The sequence below is a fragment of the Bacteroides sp. AM23-12 genome, from assembly GCF_003434395.1.
Lineage (GTDB): Bacteria > Bacteroidota > Bacteroidia > Bacteroidales > Bacteroidaceae > Bacteroides > Bacteroides thetaiotaomicron.
This window is the reverse complement of sequence record NZ_QTLF01000101.1, coordinates 1-941: the sequence shown is the minus strand read 5'-3', so window position 1 is coordinate 941 and position 941 is coordinate 1. Positions and strand designations below refer to the sequence as shown.

The 941-nt window shown below is 44.0% G+C and carries 2 protein-coding genes; one reads left to right on the top strand and one right to left on the bottom strand.

Features of this window, described 5'->3' with window-relative positions; translation table 11 throughout:
* Positions 1-86 precede the first annotated feature (86 nt).
* Complete coding sequence (locus tag DW640_RS23330; RefSeq protein WP_011107946.1) at positions 87-587, bottom strand: DNA-binding protein; 501 nt, start codon at positions 585-587, stop codon at positions 87-89.
* A 219-nt stretch (positions 588-806) separates the two neighbouring features.
* On the opposite strand from DW640_RS23330, the gene DW640_RS23325 reads away from it, so the two are divergent.
* Positions 807-941, top strand: a 135-nt coding sequence (locus DW640_RS23325) for a DUF4248 domain-containing protein (protein ID WP_117579009.1), incomplete at its 3' end; no start/stop codon positions are given.

Here is a 941-nt window from a genome sequence, read left to right as displayed (position 1 = left end):
TTTTGATTTTAAATGAAAAAAATATTGATTTTTAATGAGTCTTTAGCCGTGATAAGCTAAAGACTTTGCGGGGTTCAGGTTATGACTTAAACAGTCGGGTCCGGTGCTTCTTCGTCTCCTTCGTCCGGATTAGGTTTTGGATCGGGAGTGTTGCCTGAACCGGAACCTCCTCCTCCGGGCGTTGTCGGTTTCTGATACTCCGCCTGCTGCTTCAATTGGCTGTCGAGCTTCAGATTGGTCGTTGATAAGTTTCCAGTGGCACGTGCTTTGAGCCGCATACCTGTGATGTTCTTCTCCAGCGAGAACTCTTCCAGCGTTTCGGCAGCCTTGCTGCGGATTCCTACACCGAAGATGGCTAGATCATCAATTTTCACACTTTTGCCGTCGAGCAGCAGTTCCTTGATACAGTCCACCATATCAGTGAGCACGCCTTTGATCACCCCACTGGAATACGGTGAATTGTGTTTCGACATGTGTTCGGCAAGTTTGGCAAGGTCGAATGTCTCGTCGCTTACCGCCCGGGCGAACCATTTGCCGGCATTCAAGCCTTTTTTCTGTTGGTTCTGATAAATTTTGTAACGAATCATAAAATAATAATTTTAAAGAGTTAAACATACTTTCGTGAGGATTTCTCCCTTTCGATGATACAAAGATAGTATGCTGTAACTCGGAAGAATCGGTTGTGTACAGTGAGAGTCGGTAATGTGCAATTGTTGTCAGTTATAGTCTGTTATTCCCTGATAAAACGTAGGTAATGTGAATATATTTTGTTACTTTTGTGACTGTAAAACAGAAACTTATTTGTCATGATAGAATTCAAAATACGTGCTTATGGTCGTATGGAACTGGCACAGCTTTATTCTCCCGAACTTACTGGCATTGCCGCTTACCGCAAAATGAATAAATGGATCGTCCGCTGTCCCGGTCTTCAGGAACGCCTG